Annotated in this window: 18 protein-coding genes; 9 read left to right on the forward strand and 9 right to left on the reverse strand. The window is 69.2% G+C overall.

The annotated features are described in order from the left end of the window. Window positions 1-38: 38 nt before the first annotated feature. A complete protein-coding gene (locus ETD86_RS05190; protein ID WP_246147648.1) occupies window positions 39-1,340 on the forward strand; it encodes an MFS transporter in 1,302 nt (433 codons plus the stop codon). Between the two features lie 10 nt (window positions 1,341-1,350). Here the strand turns inward: ETD86_RS05190 and ETD86_RS05195 are convergent, their stop codons facing one another. Beyond that, window positions 1,351-2,151 (reverse strand): class I SAM-dependent methyltransferase, encoded by an 801-nt coding sequence (locus tag ETD86_RS05195; protein ID WP_138664932.1) that lies wholly within the window; start codon window positions 2,149-2,151, stop codon window positions 1,351-1,353. A 96-nt stretch (window positions 2,152-2,247) separates the two neighbouring features. Next, complete coding sequence (locus tag ETD86_RS05200; RefSeq protein ID WP_138664933.1) at window positions 2,248-3,189, reverse strand: RNA polymerase sigma-70 factor; 942 nt, start codon at window positions 3,187-3,189, stop codon at window positions 2,248-2,250. 245 nt (window positions 3,190-3,434) lie between these two features. On the opposite strand from ETD86_RS05200, the gene ETD86_RS05205 reads away from it, so the two are divergent. The 5 genes from ETD86_RS05205 (at window position 3,435) to ETD86_RS05225 (ending at window position 7,028) form a co-directional block, all read left to right on the forward strand. After that, window positions 3,435-4,289, forward strand: coding sequence for an SDR family NAD(P)-dependent oxidoreductase (locus ETD86_RS05205; RefSeq protein WP_138664934.1), 855 nt, complete (start codon window positions 3,435-3,437; stop codon window positions 4,287-4,289). Beyond that, window positions 4,286-4,486 carry a hypothetical protein gene (locus ETD86_RS05210; protein WP_138664935.1) on the forward strand — a complete coding sequence of 67 codons (201 nt, stop codon included), beginning with the start codon at window positions 4,286-4,288 and terminating at the stop codon, window positions 4,484-4,486. The genes ETD86_RS05205 and ETD86_RS05210 overlap by 4 nt, the downstream gene beginning before the upstream one ends. A gap of 192 nt (window positions 4,487-4,678) precedes the next feature. Next, window positions 4,679-5,110, forward strand: a complete 432-nt coding sequence (locus tag ETD86_RS05215; RefSeq protein ID WP_138664936.1) for a hypothetical protein — start codon at window positions 4,679-4,681, stop codon at window positions 5,108-5,110. Window positions 5,111-5,693: 583 nt separating this feature from the next. After that, on the forward strand, window positions 5,694-6,422 hold the full coding sequence (locus ETD86_RS05220; RefSeq protein WP_246147649.1) for a helix-turn-helix transcriptional regulator: 729 nt from the start codon (window positions 5,694-5,696) through the stop codon (window positions 6,420-6,422). A 78-nt stretch (window positions 6,423-6,500) separates the two neighbouring features. Continuing rightward, the gene (locus ETD86_RS05225; protein ID WP_211369838.1) at window positions 6,501-7,028 is read left to right on the forward strand and encodes a hypothetical protein; all 528 of its coding nucleotides are present in this window, start codon (window positions 6,501-6,503) and stop codon (window positions 7,026-7,028) included. Between the two features lie 195 nt (window positions 7,029-7,223). Here ETD86_RS05225 and ETD86_RS05235 read toward each other — a convergent pair whose 3' ends face one another. Genes ETD86_RS05235 through ETD86_RS54845 form a run of 3 tightly spaced genes read right to left on the reverse strand, consistent with a single transcriptional unit; the run spans window position 7,224 to window position 9,066 of the window. Continuing rightward, window positions 7,224-8,072 (reverse strand): fumarylacetoacetate hydrolase family protein, encoded by an 849-nt coding sequence (locus tag ETD86_RS05235; RefSeq protein ID WP_138664938.1) that lies wholly within the window; start codon window positions 8,070-8,072, stop codon window positions 7,224-7,226. After that, a complete protein-coding gene (locus ETD86_RS05240; RefSeq protein ID WP_138664939.1) occupies window positions 8,069-8,920 on the reverse strand; it encodes a dioxygenase family protein in 852 nt (283 codons plus the stop codon). Before ETD86_RS05240 ends, ETD86_RS05235 begins: the two co-directional genes overlap by 4 nt. Next, window positions 8,917-9,066: a hypothetical protein gene (locus ETD86_RS54845; RefSeq protein ID WP_170222892.1), complete on the reverse strand. Its 150-nt coding sequence runs from the start codon at window positions 9,064-9,066 to the stop codon at window positions 8,917-8,919. The genes ETD86_RS05240 and ETD86_RS54845 overlap by 4 nt, the downstream gene beginning before the upstream one ends. A gap of 248 nt (window positions 9,067-9,314) precedes the next feature. Here ETD86_RS54845 and ETD86_RS05245 point away from each other — a divergent pair, with 248 nt between their 5' ends. Continuing rightward, window positions 9,315-9,995, forward strand: a complete 681-nt coding sequence (locus tag ETD86_RS05245; RefSeq protein WP_246147651.1) for a FadR/GntR family transcriptional regulator — start codon at window positions 9,315-9,317, stop codon at window positions 9,993-9,995. Between the two features lie 318 nt (window positions 9,996-10,313). On the opposite strand, the gene ETD86_RS05250 is transcribed toward ETD86_RS05245, so the two are convergent. Further along, window positions 10,314-10,892 carry a helix-turn-helix domain-containing protein gene (locus ETD86_RS05250; RefSeq protein WP_138664940.1) on the reverse strand — a complete coding sequence of 193 codons (579 nt, stop codon included), beginning with the start codon at window positions 10,890-10,892 and terminating at the stop codon, window positions 10,314-10,316. Between the two features lie 132 nt (window positions 10,893-11,024). On the opposite strand from ETD86_RS05250, the gene ETD86_RS05255 reads away from it, so the two are divergent. Then, window positions 11,025-11,705 (forward strand): SAM-dependent methyltransferase, encoded by a 681-nt coding sequence (locus tag ETD86_RS05255; RefSeq protein WP_138664941.1) that lies wholly within the window; start codon window positions 11,025-11,027, stop codon window positions 11,703-11,705. A 42-nt stretch (window positions 11,706-11,747) separates the two neighbouring features. Further along, a complete protein-coding gene (locus ETD86_RS05260; RefSeq protein WP_138664942.1) occupies window positions 11,748-12,257 on the forward strand; it encodes a DinB family protein in 510 nt (169 codons plus the stop codon). A gap of 135 nt (window positions 12,258-12,392) precedes the next feature. Here ETD86_RS05260 and ETD86_RS05265 read toward each other — a convergent pair whose 3' ends face one another. The 3 genes from ETD86_RS05265 to ETD86_RS05275 form a co-directional block, all read right to left on the reverse strand. Further along, on the reverse strand, window positions 12,393-13,322 hold the full coding sequence (locus ETD86_RS05265) for a hypothetical protein (RefSeq protein WP_138664943.1): 930 nt from the start codon (window positions 13,320-13,322) through the stop codon (window positions 12,393-12,395). Continuing rightward, window positions 13,319-13,810: a hypothetical protein gene (locus tag ETD86_RS05270; RefSeq protein WP_138664944.1), complete on the reverse strand. Its 492-nt coding sequence runs from the start codon at window positions 13,808-13,810 to the stop codon at window positions 13,319-13,321. Before ETD86_RS05270 ends, ETD86_RS05265 begins: the two co-directional genes overlap by 4 nt. 3 nt (window positions 13,811-13,813) lie before the next feature. After that, window positions 13,814-14,405 (reverse strand): nucleotide disphospho-sugar-binding domain-containing protein (locus tag ETD86_RS05275; RefSeq protein ID WP_281286874.1); only part of this gene is annotated, 592 nt, incomplete at its 5' end.

A 14,405-nucleotide genomic window follows, 5' to 3' on the forward strand; every position in this document is an offset into this window, starting at 1 on the left:
GGCCTCGGTGCCGCGCGGTCCGGCATCGGGCCACACGCGTGCGGTTCGAGATCCGGGCGATCCTCCCGCCGCGGCGGGAGGTGCAGCACCCCGTGACTCGTTGGGCGCGCGATCGGAGAGAGCGACGGATGCCGAGTGGACTCATCGCGCTGGCACTCGGCGGCTTCGGCATCGGTCTGACCGAGTTCTTGATCGCCGGGCTGCTGCCACAGGTGGCGTCGAGTTTCGCGGTGTCCGAGGCGGCAGCGGGCTGGCTGATCTCCGGGTACGCGTTGAGTGTCGCGATCGGCGCGATCGCGCTGACCGCGGCGACGGCGCGGCTGCCCCGCAAGGGGATCCTGGTCGGCCTGGTGGCGTTGTTCGTCATCGGTAACCTGTTGTCCGCTGTCGCGCCGAACTATCCGGTGATGCTGCTCGGGCGGATCATCGCGGCGTTATGCCACGGTTCGTTCTTCGGTATCGGCTCGCTGGTCGCTCGCAGCCTGGTCGCGCCGGAGAAGAGCTCCCGAGCGGTGGCGGTCATGTTCGCCGGGCTGACGGTTGCGAACGTGCTGGGCGTGCCGTTCGGCGCGCTGGTCGGTGAACAATGGGGCTGGAGAGCGGCTTTCTGGGCAGTCACCGGAATCGGCGTGCTCGCGCTGGCGGGAATCGTCGCTCTCGTCCCCAGCCGGGCGGGAGAGACGCGGCCGCCGACAGTGACCGGCCGCTCCGACGCGATGCCGCCCATCGGCTTGCGGGCGCAGTTTCGTGCGTTCCGGTCTTGGCAGGTCTGGCTGACCCTGACGGCCACCGCGCTCAGCTATGGCGGGATGTTCGGTGCGTTCAGCTACATCGCCTACACGTTCACCGAGGTCGGCGGCTTCTCCTCAGCGGATGTCGCCTGGTTGCTGATGGTCTACGGCGTCGGGCTGGTCGTCGGGAACCTGATCGGCGGGCGAGCGGCCGACCGTGACCGTGACCGCGCCCTGGTCCTCGCCCTGCTCGGACTCACCATCACCCTGGCCGTGTTCGGTCTGCTGGCCGGCAGCGCCCCCGCGTCGGTGATACTGGTGTTTCTGATGGGGCTGTTCGGCTTTGCCAGCGTGCCCGGCATGATCACCCGCGTCACCGACTTCGCCCAGGGCGCGGCACTGGCCGCCAGCGCCAACGTGTCCGCGTCCAACATCGGCAACGCCCTTGGCGCCTGGCTCGGAGGCCTGGCCATCACCGCGGGCCTCGGCTATGCCGCACCGCTCTACGTCGGCGCCGGCATCGCCTTGGCCTCCGTCATCGTCATGGTCGTTGCCGCACACCGAACCAGGTCACCCGCGCAGCAGCTGCAGATCGACCGCTCCACGTGAATGAGTGCTGTCAGCCGTCGAGAACACCGATGGTGAGGACGGCCGACCAGTGGCGGGTGAGTCGTCCGTCCGGGCGTGCGGCAAGGCGGCCGCGTATCTCCTGATAGAGGTGTTCCCGCTTGGCCGGCTCCATCGCGATGTGGCCGGAGAACGTATCGAGCAACGCGATGTACTCGTCTGCCGTGTAGCGCAAGGCCCATACGTAGAGTCTCGTCCCGACCACCGAGAAATGTCCGGAGGCATCGAACTCGCCGGCCATGGGGTCAGGTTGGTCCTCGGGCGGCGGCGGGGGCCACGGGCCGTCATGGCCTTCGCCGATCTCTTCATAGACCTTTTGGATCTCGGTGAAGAACGGGTCGAAGCCTGCCGGCATAGTGTGGTCGGCGTTCCATACGGCCAGGTGGCCGCCCGGGGCGAGGAGGGCGGCCGCCTTCGCGTACTTGACCTCCGGGTCCACCCATTTCCAGGCCGTGGCCGCGTAGACGAGATCGAAGCGGACCCCTGTCGGCGGCTCCCAGCCTTCGAATGACGACGAGGTCACCGAGACGTCGGAGAATTCGGCGAGGCGGTGCCGTGCCTCCGCTGCCAGTGCATCTCCGAGTTCGACCGCGGTGATCCGGAAGCCCATCCGCGCCAAGGGCAGTGTGGCCTTCCCCGGGCCGCATCCGACTTCGAGCAGGTGCGCAGATGGCGTGACCCCCGTGATCGCAAGCAGGTCGGAGTACAGCTCGGCCGGGTAGTCGGGGCGCGCGTCTTGATAGAAGGCAGCCGCTCTGTCGAAGGTGGCTCGCAGCCGAAGATCGCGGGACATGCTCCAATGCTGGCAGCGCCGCAACACCGCGTCGCGCGAATTATCCGGCTCAGGTCCAGGACGCTCCGGGGCTGCGGACCGGCTCGTCACCGGTATTCATCGCAGGGTGAGCGGAATCTCGGATGCGATGCGGGTCAGCTTCTCCGGGTTGCGGACGTAGTAGAGGCCGGTGATGCGGGTGTCCTCGAGGCGGACCGCTATGACGCCGTCGATCTCGCCGTCCACGCGTAGGAGGAGCGCCGGGTTGCCGTTGACCACGGTGGGGTCACCGGTGAGCGTGGCTTCGGCCTTGCGGAGGCCGCCGACGATGAAGCGGGCCACCTTGTCGGCGCCGGTGATCGGCCGCGGCGCGGCCTGCTTGACGCCGCCGCCGTCGCTCACCAGGACGACCTCAGGGGCGAGCACGTCAAGGAGGCCCTGCAGGTCCCCGGTTTCGAACGCGCGCTGGAACGACTCCAGAGCCGCCCGCGCCTCGCTCGGGGAGACCACCTCGCGAGGGCGGCGGGCATCGACGTGCCGGCGGGCGCGGTGCGCGATCTGGCGGACGGCTGCGGGGCTCTTGCCGACGGCGGCCGCGATCTCGTCGTAGCTGACGTCGAAGGCCTCGCGCAGCACGAAGACGGCGCGCTCGGTCGGCGTCAGCGTCTCCAGGACGAGCATGAGAGCCATCGACACACTCTCGGCGAGTTCGACGTCCTCGGCCACGTCCGGTGCGGTGAGCAGTGGCTCGGGCAGCCAGGGGCCGACGTACGCCTCCTTGCGGCGCCGCATCGTGCGCAACCGGTCGAGCGACCGCCGCGTCGTGATCCGGACCAGGTAGGCGCGCTGGTCGCGCACCTCCCCCAGGTCGACCTTCATCCACCGCAGCCAGGTTTCCTGCAGGACGTCTTCGGCGTCGGCCGCCGATCCGAGCATTTCGTAGGCGACGGTGAAGAGCAGGTTGCGGTGCGTGACGAACGCCTCGGTGGCGGTGTCCGTCCGGCCGCCACCGGCGAGCGGCTCGGCCGTGCCCGTCGCTGGCTCGCTGCGCTCGTTCATGGCCGGCTCCTGCCTGTTGGCTCTCCATTGTGCTCCACGCACAAGACGCCGCCCCTCACCGCTGTGTGACACCCGTGATCGGTGGCGCACGTCACATGACCGCGCTGTCACGGGGATCGGGTCGCCGGCGCCTCATGTTCGTCAAGGACGCGCCGCGCGGCACACAACTCCACGAGCGATCGCCTTGGCCCCGTTGCGTGGTGACCGCCACGCGACCGCCACCGCAGAAAGAACGGAAAGACATCATGAGCAAGGTCTGGTTCGTGACCGGTTCGTCCCGCGGCCTCGGCCGTAACTTCGTCGAGGCCGCCCTTTCGCGCGGCGACAAGGTGGCCGCGACGGCCCGCACCGCCGGAAGCCTTGACGAGTTGGTCGCCGCCTATGGCGACGCGGTGCTTCCGCTGGAGCTGGACGTGACCGACAAGGCCACCGTCTTCGAGAGCGTCAAACGGGCCAAGGAGCATTTCGGCCGTCTCGACATCATCGTGAACAACGCCGGCTACGCCCAGGTGGGCGCGATCGAGGAGCTGACCGAGCAGCAACTGCGCGACCAGTTCGAGACCAACCTGTTCGGCGCGGTGTGGGTCGTTCAGGCCGCGCTACCGTACCTGCGCGAGCAGGGCGCAGGGCACATCATCCAGATGTCCTCGGCCGCCGGGCTCATCGCCATGCCGCTCGGCGGCGCATACCAGATCTCCAAGTGGGCGGTGGAAGCCCTGAATGAATCCCTCGCCCAAGAGGTCGCCGGCTTCGGCATCAAGGTGACCGTGGTCGAGCCCGGCGGCTTCGCCACCAGGTCCGGCAAGAACCCAGATCCACTCGACAACGGTCACATGGCCGAGCCCAACCCGATCTACGACGACCTCCGCCGGCGCCTCGCCGGGTTCGCGGGAAAGCAGCCCGCCGGCGACCCGGCCGCCGCGGCCCGGGCGCTCCTCAAGATCGTCGACTCCGATGACCCGCCCCTGAGGGTGCTCTTCGGCCAGGGCTTCTACCCGATGCTCCAGCAGGTCTACGCCGACCGGCTCAAGACCTGGGCCGACTGGCAGAACCTTTCGGTGGAGGCCCACGGCAAGCTCGATCAAGATTCGCCAGGGTGAGTCTGGCGGTGGCGCTGATCAGCCTCACCGCCTCGATCGCCGAGATGCTCGTCGACCTGTACGTCGTATTCGCCACCGACGATCTCGCGCAGTTGCTGGTGTCGAAGGCGAGCTGGGAGACCTGGTTGGCGGCTGATCGAGCCGATGCAGGGTCGACTCCAGCGCCTCGGCCTGCTCGGGCGTCGGCAGCAGCTTGAGCTCGACCGGCGGCTCACGATCTCCCGCCTGCGGTTCCCGGCAACGCACTCCCGTGCGGGCGGCTGGCGTTTGGGAGGAACAGGCCGTGGGTTCGTCGCGTCAGCTGCGATGGCGATCGTCCGACATACCCTCGCTATACCGCCGCTTCCTAAACTCGGGGCAGCTGGATGTAACCGACCTTAGGGGAGATCGTGAAATCCGCGCTGACGAACAGGTTCCGGTGGACCGCTGCCGTCGTGAGCAGCCTTGCCGTCGCGGCCGTCGGGCTTACTGTTTACGCGCCCGGCGCCCAGGCCTCCGACATTCTTTCGGACCCGAGCAAGGCGAGCAACGTGAAGACCAGGGACACCGACACGGTCTGGTCCGGTCCGATGGGCCTGAACTGCCAGGTCCGCACCGGCACCTATAACGGCAAGACGTACGTGTGGGGCCGCATGACCAAGGGGCGCACGGGCGAGTTCAAGGAGCTCAAGAACGGCGTCGGGATGAAGAGCGAATCGGTCAACAAGGGCTCGGGCCAGACGCACTACAGCCGTGGTGTCCCGCTGAGAAAGAACTACACCTACCGCACGACGTTCTTTGACGGCAAGTATCGCTGCAAGGCCGAGTGGACCTACAAGTAACCGTGAGTACGCCGGGGCCATAGGAGAAGCCGGCGTCCGCGGTCGCCGAGGCGGCAAGGCCACGTGCGGCCCACCGGCCCCCACGCCGCACTGCGACGCCTCATCGCAAGGGCCAGTCGCTGATCAATCGCCTCTCCACATCGGACCCCACCACGCTCGGGGTGGTGGGGTCCCGGCCCGGCACTCGGCTCGCCGTCACCAGGGGGAATGGGGAAGTCGCCGCAGGTCACCTGCCGTAGCGTCGACCGTGAGCCGCCGGCCAGCCGAGGGGGCTGCTTTACGCAACCCCGCCGGGTTCGTCAAGGAAGGGGGCTGTCGGGGTGGGCGCCTTTCCGGGTCCTGGAGCCATGGCTGAAGCTGAAATTGAACGCTTTGCCTCCCGCCGCAGGTCAAGAGGCCCAGGGGTGTCACCTGGCTGAATGGATTCGTGTTCAGCGAAGGTTGGCACGGCCCCGCCCGTCTCGCCTGCCGTTTCCATGTGTGCGGGAAAGTGCGCAGCCATGGCGGTCACCGCCAGAATGTCACACATGTCAGAACTCGCGTCACCCGTGTGTGAGGGCGGCGCGATGGGCGAAGGAGGCATGTGGACGAGAGCGTGTCGCTGGCTCGGCTGGTCCATCGTCTGGAAGAGGTGGTGGGCGGTCTACGAGGCATCCCCGTCGACGTCGAGCGGGTGGACGACGACGAACTCGTACGGCAGCAGATCGCGCAGGTCGTCCCCGCGGCCGGCGAGTTGCGCGCCATGCACCCTTGGTATCCGCGGACGGAGAAAGGATCCGAGGAGCGGGAGGGCAGGCGCAGGGTGCTCGACGCCCTGGAGCGTGGGATGAAGATGCGCACGATCGTTCACGCGAGCGTGATGGACGACCCTCGCAAGGCGGGCCGGGTCAGGCAGCTGCATGCCGCCGGCGACCTGTACCGGATCGTCGACGAGCCGATTCAGCAGTTGCTCGTCTTCGATCGCGTTGTGGCGTTCCTTCGGATGACCCCCTTCGCCTATGCGCCGGGCACCCTGGTGATCAGGCAGCAGAGTCTCCTCACCGCCCTCATCGACCTGTTCGAGCGGACCTGGGCCGGCGCCAGGGAGATCAACGAGCCGACGCACAGGCTGAGCGCCCGCGAGCGCGAAGTGCTCGCCCTGATCGCGGAGGGGCGCTCCAACAGCGCCGTCGCCCGCGCCCTGTCGATCACGGAGGCGGCCGTCGGCAAGCACGTGGCCAGCTTGTTCACCAAGCTCGACCTGCCCGAGACCCCTGACGACAACCGGCGGGTGCTGGCGGTGCTCGCCTACCTGCGCGGCATGGTGAGGTAGTGCCAGACCGACCACGTTCTCGCCTCAGCCCCCATGCGGGCGGAATCCGGGGCGGAGTTCAATGACGTCATGCAACGAATGACCGGATTACTCGTTGGCGCGATCTTCGGCGCGGTATTCGTCGTCGTCAACGCGCACAGCCCGCTGAACTCCGTGACCGCCAACGTCCTGCGGGTGGCCGCCTGCCTGGCGGCCGCGAGTGTCATCGCCATGTGGTTCCTCACGGCTCGGAAGGAGAAGCCCTCCGCGGGCTCGCGGCCGAACATGTACAGCCGCGGCTATCTGATCATCGTCGCCGCTGAGGCGGTCCTGCTCTTCGGGGGCATCAGGGTGCTCGCCGCCTGGGAACGACCTGAGCAGACCAACGTGGCATGGGTGGCGTTCGTGGTCGGTGTGCATTTCATCGCGTTGGCGCCGGTCTGGAAGGACTGGGGGATCGCGGCTCCCGGTGCGATTCTCACCCTGCTAGGGGTCGCCGGTCTCGTCATGGCGTCTACGGCCGTCGTCGCCTGGGTCCCTCTTGTCAGCGGTGTGCTGTCCGGGGTGGTGCTCCTGATGGGGGCCGTCACCTTCGGCTGGCGCGCCATGACGGCTCGAACGGCCTAGTGCGGGGCGGCGAAGGCACGAACATGTGCGGTGCCTGGCGGAGCGCGTCCGAGATGGGCTTGGCGCCGCCATTCACGGTGCCGCTGCAGGAGGCCCCGTGGTGGCACCCGGTGCACACCCACGACGCCGCCCACATCTGGCTGCGCGAGACCACCGCCCGCGCGACGCGCTCGCCGTCGATCCGGTGCGGGATGGTCATCGCGGGTCCGCCTGCCGGTCGCGGCCGGCTATGGGGGTCCGCAGCGTGCCGAGCCGGTCGATCTCGACCTCCACCACGTCCCCGGGCTGGAGCAGCCATGGCGGCGTGCGGACGTAGCCGACGCCGGCGGGGGTGCCGGTGGCGATCACGTCGCCGGGGTTGAGGGTGAACGTGCGGCTGACCAGGGCGAGCACGTCGCCGACACCGAAGATCATGTCGCGGGTGTTGCCGTCCTGGACGACCGTGCCGTTGACCCGGGTCCGGACGCGCAGGCCGTCGCGCAGGTCGCCCACCTCGTCGGCGGTGACGATCGGGCCCATGGGGCCGCTGCGGTCGGCGTTCTTGCCGAGCGTCCACTGGCTGGTGAGCTTCTGGGCGCGGCGGGCGGTCAGGTCGTTGAAGGTGGAGTAGCCGAGCACCGCCGTCTGCGCGGCGGCAGGATCAGCGTCACTCAAAGGCTCGGCGACGTAGGCGGCCACCTCGCCCTCCCAGTCGAGCCCCGCCTCCCCCGTGGGAACCGGTACGGGCACGTCGCCGACGCTCAACGAGGCCGTCCAGCGGCCGAACAAGGTCGGATACTCGGGCACCTCGAACGAGCCCTCGGCGGCGTGCGCGCGATAGTTGAGCCCGACGCAGATCACCCGGGCCGACGGCGGCACCGGCGGCGCGAAGGTCACCTGCCCCACAGGGAGGGCCTCCCCCGTGAGCTCGGCGGCCCTGGCCGTCCAGCCCCGCGCATCGGTCCAAAAGCGCGTCACGTCGGTCACGATCTGCACGGTGTCGCCGTCCAGACGCGCGAGGTGCACGATGTCGTCTCCAGGGAGCCGGACTCCGGCGAGCTTCACTGCCCTTCCTTCCCGTCGAGGGGTACCAGCTTGAGATCGAACTCGATCTCCTCGTACGGGCCGTCCATTTCCCAGCCCTCGGTGCGCTCGCGCGGGTGGCAGATCAGCTCGTCCTTGACCGCGTACGCGGCGTCGGAATCGAGGTAGGGGTCGCCGGCCAGGAACAGGTGGGTGGTCAGCGACCGGTGGCCTGCCGCGGTGACCCGGTAGTGCAGGTGGGCCGGGCGCATGGGGTGGCGGCCGATGGCGTGCAGCAGCCGCCCGCCGGTGCCGTCGGTGGGCACCGGGTAGCTGCTGGGCCGGATGGTGCGGAACCAGTAGCGGCCGTCGGCGTCGGCGGTGAACAGGCCGCGCAAGTTGCCGCTGTCCTGGGTGTCGTCCTGGGTGTCGTACAGGCCGGTGTCGTTGGCCTGCCACAGATCCACCACCGCGCCGGGGAGCGGCGTGCCGTCGCAGTCGAGCACGCGGCCGTGCACGACGGTCGGCACGCCACGTTCACGCTCGGGACCGAAGCTGATCCAGGCGCCCGGCTCGCGGGCCGGGGCCGGTGAGTGGAAGGGACCCTCGACCGAGGACGGCGTCATGTTCTCCGGGCCGGCGTTGTTGACGTCGTCCACCGCCGAGGTCAGCCCCAGCATGTCGGACAGCAGGATGAACTCGTTGCGGTCGGGTGTGCACATCTTGCCCGTCTCGATGAGGAAGTCGAGCCCGGCCAGCCATTCCTCGGGGGTCGGCCGGGTCTCCTCGACGAAGGCGTGCAGGTGAGTGACCAGGGCGCGGACGAGTTCGTTCAGCCGCGGATCCGGCCCGTCGACCTGGCTGAGCACCTGGCGCAGAAGCGGGGTCATGCGGCACCGCCAAGATGGCCGCCGCCGTGCAGGCAGAGCACGACCGGCGCCGGGCCGTCGACGGCCGGCAGGTAGAGGTCGAGCGCGAGGGAGACACCGTCCGCCGTCGCGTACTCGATGTCGGTCTCGATGCGCACGTGGGTCACGCGGGTTGCCTCTCGTCGGTCAGGTGGAGCCGGGCGGCCAGTTCGTCGACGAGCGCCAGGAGGCCGGAGGCCAGGGTGACGCCGAAGACGTACCAGTCCGGGCGGAGACGCCGTCGAGGTGTGGACGAAATCGCTGGCCACAGGCTGGTCGACGACCATAACCACCCGGATGTTCCGGGTGGTTATGTCTCCGCCGAAGCGTACCGCCCGACTGCCGGAATGGCCAGAAATCTGGTAGAACTGTTCGGGTGGTTAAGGCTGAACCCCTGACGCGCGCGGAGGCGCTGGCCGCAGACATCGAATCGATGATCGTCGAACGCGGCCTGGGTCCTGGTGACCTGATCGGCACCATGGACGAGTTCCGCGACCTCTCCGGTTACGGGCGCGCGACCATCAGCGAAGCCGCGCGGCTGCTCAACGACCGTGGCAGCGTCGAGATCCGGCCCGGTCGCGGCGGCGGCCTGTTCGTGGCCCAGCCCAACCCGATCGTGCGGCTCCGGCACACCCTGCTGACCGTACGGAGGATGCCCACCACCGTGGCTGACGCCATCGCCGTACGTGAGGCGCTGGAGCCGTTGATCGCCACCGACGCGGCGCGGCACCGGAGCCGGCAGGACATCTCCGACCTGCGCAAGCGCCTGGCCAGCCTCAAACGCGCGATGAGCAGCACCGACCGCTTCATGCGGGCCAACTGGGCACTGCACGAGCGCATCGCCGAGATCAGTCCCAACCATCTGGCCAAGGCCGTCTATCTGAGCATGACCCGGTTCATCACGGACCTGTCAGAGCATGCGGATCCCGACGACAGCCGCAACGGGGACTATCTCCGCTTGCGTCTGGACGTGCATGTGGAACTGGTGGAGGCGATCATCGCGGGCGACGTCGCGCGAACGACGGCGGCCGTCGAGCGCCATCACGCCCCCTCGTGAGATCGTTCGGGCGCCGCCCCCGTCATCCGCACGATCCGCAGAACTCACCCGGGCAAGGATCAGTTGCAAGGTGGAGTGTCTTCGCGTGAGCTGAGAGTGTCACAGGGCAAGCCGGATCGGTGCGACCGATACACCCGGGGATTTCCGCCATGACGGCGCCTGCGCGAATCAGTCCCTCGACGTCGATGACGAGTGCACGCTCACAGTGTGGTTCGAACCGGCGGACTCCGGCGCGAGCGGGTCGGCGCGCCTGGTGATCCATCAGAATCTTCCCGGCAAGCCCAGTTGATCTCGGTGACCGGCGGAGGGCTGAGATGGTCAGTGCCTGGACGGTGCCAGGTGGGCGCGCTCTCCCTGCGCGCCGAACAGGGTGAGCACCTCGGCGGTCCGGCTGTCGGCGCTGCCGATCCAGTGCGGTATGCGGGTGTCGAACTCCGCGGCCTCGCCGACGCCGAGCCGGAACTCCTGCTCGCCGAGCACGAACCTGACGTGTCCGTTGAGGACGTAGAACCACTCGTATCCCTCGTGGGTCTGCAGGTTCATCGTGGGCGCTCGGCCGGCGGGTGGATAGATCACCTTGTAGGCCTGGATACCGCCGGCCCGCCTGGTCAGTGGCACCATCACCAGCCCGGATCGCCGCACTGGTCGCAGGTGGATGCGCGGGTCGCCGGTGGGCGGCGCCGCGACGAGATCATCGAGCGGGACGCCGTGCGCCCGGGCCAGAGGCAGTAGCTGCTCCAGCGTGGGGCGGAGCTTGCCGTTCTCGAGACGGGACAGGGTGCTCGCTGTGAGGCCGGTTTCGTTTGCCAGCGCTGCCAGCGTGGCGCTCCGCGCCCGGCGCAGGGCACGCAGACGCGGCCCAACTCCAGCCAGAACATCTCTTGCGGGATTGTCCATACCCCGATGATGCGGATCCGCAACTTTTCTTGCAAGAAGGAAATGGCGGTGGCGATGCTGTCGGTACATCACCGGTTCGAAGGTGCGTATCGGATCACGCTCGGCATGCCGGCCGACGAAGGGACAACTCAGATGGATTCTCCCCAAGGGCGACGACTCACCGCCGACGCCTCGGGCGACCAGGGCGCGGCGGACGAGGACGCCGAGCTGTTCTGGGAGCGGCACTACCGCACCCGGCGTAGCTGGGTCGCACGCGTCAACCCGCTGCTCGCCGAGACAGCCGCGCCGCTGCGCCCCGGTGCCGCCCTGGATCTGGGCTGCGGCGCCGGCGGCGACGCCATCTGGCTCGCCCGGCGGGGCTGGCACGTCACCGCCGTGGACATCTCCACCACCGCCGTCGAACGGGTGCGGGAACGCGCCCGCGACCTCGGCGTCGCGGACCGGGTCGCCACCGAACAACACGATCTGGCCAGAAGCTTCCCGGCAGGCAAGTTCGATCTCGTCTCCGCCCAGTACTTCCACACCCCGTTCCCATTGCTCCGCAGCCGAGTCCTGCGCAGCGCCGCACGGGCCCTGAGCCCCGGCGGTCTGCTGCTGATCGTCGACCACGGCTCCACCGCGCCCTGGTCGTGGAACCAGGACCCCGACGTCCACCACCCCACACCCACCGAGATCGCCGCCGAACTTGATCTCGATCCCGCGCGCTGGCCCGTCCTGCGCGCCGACATGCCCCGCCGCCGGGCCACCGGACCCGCCGGTGAGACCGCCACCGTCATCGACAACATCCTGCTCATCCAGCGAACCGCCGGATGACCGCCTGAACCACACGACACCACGTCGGAAGAGAGTGACTCGATGCCAGGAAATCACGCGCAGCGATCCAGGACGCGGGCGAAGGACACCACGCCTCCGCGGACCGGCGCCGACGAGAAGGCCACCCTGCGGGGCTTCCTCGACTATCTGCGGAACGCGGTCGCGGACAAGGTTGCGGGCGTGCCGGAACCGCAGGTCCGAACGGGTGGAGTGCCCTCGGGCACCAACCTTCTCGGGCTGCTAAAGCATGTGGCGTCCGTCGAACGGTTCTACTTCCTCGGTGAGGATGTCGGCGACTGGCGCGCGACCATGCGGCCGTCCGCGGAGGACACCGTCGACGGCGTGCTCGCCGACTACCGGAAGACCGTCGAGCGAGCGAACCAGGTCATCGACGCCTGCCCGGATCTGGCCCTTCCCGCCCCGCGACCCCCGCGCCCTGGGCCGGCGCCATCGATGCGATGGGTCCTGGTGCACATGATTGAAGAGACCGGCCGGCACGCCGGCCACGCCGACATCCTCCGCGAGCAGATCGACGGATCCACTGGCCGTTGACCAGCCCGGGACCGGCGCGCGGCACACGAGCCGCCTCATGATCGGTCCGGCCGTTGCCCTGCCAACGTGGCGTCGGCCCGCTCAAGGGGTCGTCCGGCCGATCGCGTGCGGTGCCAGATGATCAGTGCTGTGCTCCTACGGTTCTGTCGCAGCAGGCCCGCCGCAGTGGGCGCGGATGAGTGCGATCACAGTGTCGGCGGTGCAGTCGAGGAAGCTGCGGCCATCGGGCAACTGCGCCTCTGGGCTGATGTAACTGCGCCGCCCCATGTGGGTGGCCGGGTCAAGCCCGTGTACGGTGATCTTTCCGGCGCGGCCGGCCCGGTTCCATCCACTGCGGCGGAAGATCCGCCAACGCTGAGGGAAGATCCAGGTGCTGACCCGCTCGATCCAGTCGCTCCCGCTGGTGAGCTGATGCAGGTGATCGGCGTGGGTGAGATCGTTGGCGCCGTTGTGGAACCCACCGATAGTGATCAGCAGGAGCGGGGCACGCAGCCGGGTGTGCAGTTCGTCAACCGCGCCGGTGGCGACCTGGGCGCCACCGCTGTAGCTGAGCAGCACCACGGGTATGCCGCTGTCGGGCTGGTAACCCGCCCGGCGCAGGTGGTTGGCGGTCTGAGTGCCCACGGCGCGGTTGTACAGGGGACGGTACCGGTGGTCGGCGGCCACGAAGATCTGCATGACGTTGTGCAGGAACAGCAGGAGCCCGATGCGGTGGCGGAGCCACGCCCACACAGGCCGGTCGGCGAGCGGGTCGGCCAGTGGAGAGTAGGGCTGCACCTGGCCCAGCACCCGCAGCTCCGGCGCGCCGGCGATCAGGGCCTTGACCAGCTGGCCCCCGTCGCGGGTGTCGCGGAAACGACGTTTCCCGATGCCGTCCAGATAGACCAGGTAGGCGTCCGGAGGACGGTCGGGATCCGCACCTCGGGCGTAGGGCATGTCCTGCGGTAGCTCCGTGCCAGGAGTCCGCCAGCCGGCGGTGTAGGCCATCACCTCGTAGCGGGCGAGCAGGGCTTCGGCGAGCAGGATCGGACCCAGCAGCAGGACGAAGAGCGGGAACTCGATCATGTGACCAGCTCCCGCGCCCCGGTGGCGTTGATCTTCACGACCAGGCGCCGTACGGCATCGATGGCGGCGGCCAGCCCGACTCCAGCGACGGCCACGCAGCCTGCGGCAGCCCACCAGCCCAGCCCCGTCGTCGCGGCGAGCGGGGCGACGAGGCCGGCCCCGACCCCCACGCAAAGCAGCAGGTGCAGCAGGGGCCCGAGCAGCGGGAACGCGAGGACGGCGGCGAGAAGCAGCGGGGCGACCAGGCCGGGTGTCCAGGTGAACGCGGCGACGACTGACAGCGGAGCGGACAGCACCAGCTCGGCAAGGGTCCATGCGGTCAGTGGCCACAGCGCGAACGCAGCGCCCTCGACCACGGCGCCGGTCAGCAGGAGCAGGATCGCATGGGGCCGCGACACGCCGGGCCGGCGAGCCACCAGGGGCAGGATCCGCCCGGCGGCCTCGGACAGCCCAGCGAACAGCAGCAGGACGATGACGACGGGTGACATCACTCAGCGCTCCTGTGTCGCATCTGCCGGGACCGGCCGGCTGCCCCCGCCGGCCCGGTGCAGGTAGCGCTCGAGTTCGTCGGCGGCGCGCAGGTAGCCGCCTGCCTCGCGTTGGGTGACCCGCAGGGTGGCCGCCGCGGCCCGGAAGCGTGGGTCGTCGAGCAGGCGTCGGGCGAGGGCGTTCACGGGTCCCGCGGCGGCGTCCTGGGGACGGATCGACAGCCCGGCGCCGAGCTCGACCACCCGCCGGGCCACGAGCGGCTGATCTGCGCCCTGCGGGACCACCAGCATCGGAACCCCCGCGTACAGGGCCTCGTTGGCGCTGTTCATCCCGCCGTGCGTGACGAACAGCGCAGCGCGGGCGAGCACCTCTGGTTGCGGTACGAAGCGGCGAGCATGCACGTTGTCCGGCAGCGGATCCAGCGCGGCTGGATCGGTCTCCCCGGTGGCGATGATCACGGTGCCGCCCAGCGGCGCCAGCGCGGTGGCGAAGTTGCGCAGCAACCGCGGGCCGGCTTTGAACACCGTGCCCACCGAGGCGTACAGCACCGGAGCGCGCAGGCGATCGGCCGGGAACGACGGGTCGGGTGGGCGG

The organism is Nonomuraea turkmeniaca, assembly GCF_005889735.1.
In the GTDB taxonomy this organism is placed as follows: Bacteria; Actinomycetota; Actinomycetes; order Streptosporangiales; family Streptosporangiaceae; genus Nonomuraea; species Nonomuraea turkmeniaca.